2 protein-coding genes and 1 pseudogene are annotated in these 3,115 nt (G+C 34.7%); all 3 read left to right on the top strand.

Translation table 11 applies throughout. From position 1 onward, the window contains the following. Window positions 1-33 precede the first annotated feature (33 nt). The 3 genes and pseudogenes from EA412_06315 to EA412_06305 all read left to right on the top strand — a co-directional run bounded on the left by EA412_06315 (window position 34) and on the right by EA412_06305 (window position 2,291). Window positions 34-597, top strand: coding sequence for a hypothetical protein (locus EA412_06315; GenBank protein TVR79519.1), 564 nt, complete (start codon window positions 34-36; stop codon window positions 595-597). 481 nt (window positions 598-1,078) lie between these two features. Beyond that, window positions 1,079-2,176 (top strand): Fic family protein, encoded by a 1,098-nt coding sequence (locus tag EA412_06310; protein TVR79518.1) that lies wholly within the window; start codon window positions 1,079-1,081, stop codon window positions 2,174-2,176. Further along, window positions 2,169-2,291 (top strand): annotated as a pseudogene (locus tag EA412_06305) (hypothetical protein). Before EA412_06310 ends, EA412_06305 begins: the two are co-directional and overlap by 8 nt. The last annotated feature ends 824 nt before the right edge of the window (window positions 2,292-3,115 follow it).

Raw genomic sequence — 3,115 nt, 5'->3', positions numbered from 1 at the left:
CACAGTATCAAAGTAACCACTAAAGAAAAATTTATGAAATCAAGATGTCTGTTTCCATTTTTGCTGCCTCTTTTTTTGTTTGTATGCCACTCTGTTTTTGGACAAGAAGTAGAAATTCAGATAGTTGAAAAAGAACTCAAATTACACGAACAAATACAATTCAGCTATTTCTTGAATGTAGAAGTTGATTCTTTTACATCTATAGAGGCAAATGACTTTATCATCACATCCGGGCCATCGCAGTCAAAATCAACCCGTGTCGTCAATCTGGAAAGATCGCATGAGTTTTCACTGACGTACGTCATCAGACCTTTAAAAACAGGTGAATTGAGCATTAAACCTCCAATTTTTTACACAGATTCCGGAATAATCATACCGGATACGATTAAGCTTACTATTAGTGAAGAGAATCTGACACCTGAAGAAATCAGAGAGATGAACTTCAAGCTTTTTAAGGAACAAGCAAGGAAACCGGAAGGAACTTTAAGGTATGTTGTTGGGGAAGAATTTGGTTATATTGAAGTTTATAGAAATATTGGTTGGGAGTTTTTAAGAGAGTTAAACAAACGAGAGTTAAGATTTTTAAGAGGCAGATAAAAAAATTACATGTGGTTGGTGATAACACACAACCATGGCGGGGAGTACTTTCGGATTACAAATTTGAAAGTGCTGGTTAAGGGAAGATCATTGTTCTGATGTAGAGACGCGATTAATCGCGTCTCTACATCAGAACAATACATAGAACGAAAAAGCACATGTAAATTAACAGTAGAATTTAGTTGCTTTTGAAAACATAGAAGAATTTTTTTGCAATTTTAGTATCGGAACTATTTATTGCCGGAGCATAATCAGCGTATTCACTCGCAGTATGCCAGCGAATGCAAGGGTTAATTGGAGCAGATTTTTACTCGTATTGAGTAAATTCTATATGAATATAACCGGATTTGATAATGAAAAATATTTTGTGTTCGGTAAATGGTTAACAAAATTTTTATTGTTCCAAAAATCACTATATTTGGAACGCAAAAGTTTTTGTATCCCGTCAGTGGGTAACAAAGGTTAACTAAAAAATACTATAATGAATCAACCGTTCATACCCGATAAACTACCGCTAAAAAACCTTGATTGGTCTGCATTTGTAGAGCTGATGGGAAAGGCAAACCGTTATGTGGCAAAATATGACGGACACCTTCTATCAGTCATTAATCCTGATGTATTGTTGTCCCCATTGCGGACACAAGAAGCAGTATTATCATCAAAAATAGAGGGGACGCAAGCAACACTTGAAGAAGTGATGGAGTTTGAAGCCGGTCACCATTACAAGAAAGAAACTAAAAAAGGGGATATATGGGAAGTGATTAATTATAGAAGGGCGTTAATTGCCGGTAGAGACAATATGGAAAAAAGACCACTTAGCTTGAATGGCATCAAAAGAATACACAAAATCTTATTACAGGATGTAAGAGGAGAAAGTAAAGACCCGGGTAATTTCAGACGTATTCAAAACTGGATTGGAACACCGGGTTCTAAAGTGGAAAATGCACGATTTATACCTCCTTCCGTACCGGAAATGAATAGAGCGCTCGATAATTGGGAAAAATATTTGCATTATGATGATAAGGACGTAATGGTTCAATTAGCAATTGTCCATGCACAATTTGAAATTATTCATCCCTTCATGGATGGGAATGGCCGTATTGGCAGGATTTTGATTCCTTTATTTCTTTTTCACAAAGGAATAATTCATCAGCCTGTTTTTTATATGAGTCAATACCTTGAAAGTAACAGACCACAATATTATGACGCACTGAAAGGAATATCAGATAATGGAGACTGGACAAGTTGGATTATCTTTTTTTTGAGAGGGATTATTCACCAGGCAGAAAAAAATATGCAACAAACACGTCAGATATTGGCACTTTATGATCAAATGAAATTAGAAATGGTAAATAACACACATTCACAATATGCCATTCAGTGTCTTGATTTTATTTTTTCGCAACCTATTTTTAATACAACAGATTTTCAGCAGTATTCAAGTGTGCCAAAAACCAGTGCATCAAGATTGATTAAATCAATGGAAGAAAATCATATAATAGAATGCATGGAAAAAGGATCCGGCAGAAGGCCAAGTTTGTTTACATTCAAAAAACTTTTAAAAATAATCAATGAGTAACGAATCAAGTCTCATATCAAAAATCTGGAATTTTGCCCATGTTCTCCTGGATGATGAGGTTGGCTATGGTGATTATCTCGAACAAATCACTTATCTGTTGTTTTTGAAAAGATCAAAATTCATCACTCCGAATGAGTTCTTCCCCTGTCAGTATTGCCCTCACGGACAAGACAACCTAATTGAACCGTTTAGGTCTTTTTTTCAAACTAAATTTTTCTGATACGAATTTTATTTTTTTGTAATAAAATAAAGAGTAGAGGCATTTAAATACCTTTTTAATATTTCATTTAAATGTTTTGCAATTTGCTTTTAATCCCGGATTACACTTTCGGATTGCAAATTTGAAAGAGCTGGTTAAGGGAAGATTATTGTTCTAATGTAGAGACGCGATTAATCGCGTCTCTACATTAGAACAATACATAGAATGATAAAGCACATGTAAATTAACAGTAGAATTTAGTTGCTTTTGAAAACATAGAAGAAATTTTTTTTAGTATCGGAACTATTTATTTCCGGAGCATAATCAGCGTATTCACTCGTAGTATACCAGCGAATGCAAGGGCACACTTTCGGATTACAAATCCGAAAGAGCGGGGGTTATGTTGAAGTTTATAGAAATGTTGGTTGGGAGTTTTTGCGAAAGTTAAACAAAAGAGAGTTAAGGTTTTTAAGAGGCAGATAAAAAAATGTTGAAATTACATGTGGTTGGTGATAACACACAACCACGGCGTGGAGTACTTTCGGATTACAAATCCGAAAGAGCGGGGAAATTTCAAGACCTTTTAATGAAACTTTTGGGACATTAGATTTCCAATAAAAAAAGCCCTTAATTAAAGGCTTTTAGTAAGTTTATTAATTGTTTGTTCTTTGGTTGTTTTGTAGCGGTTACTTTCCAATGCAAAAATTCCTAAAAATATTCTCAAGCAGGTCGTCTGTTGA

It is taken from the genome of Chitinophagaceae bacterium (assembly GCA_007695095.1).
Taxonomy (GTDB): Bacteria; Bacteroidota; Bacteroidia; order Chitinophagales; family REEL01; genus REEL01.
Note: the sequence above shows the minus strand (reverse complement) of the source record. Positions and strands in the feature narration are given on the sequence as shown.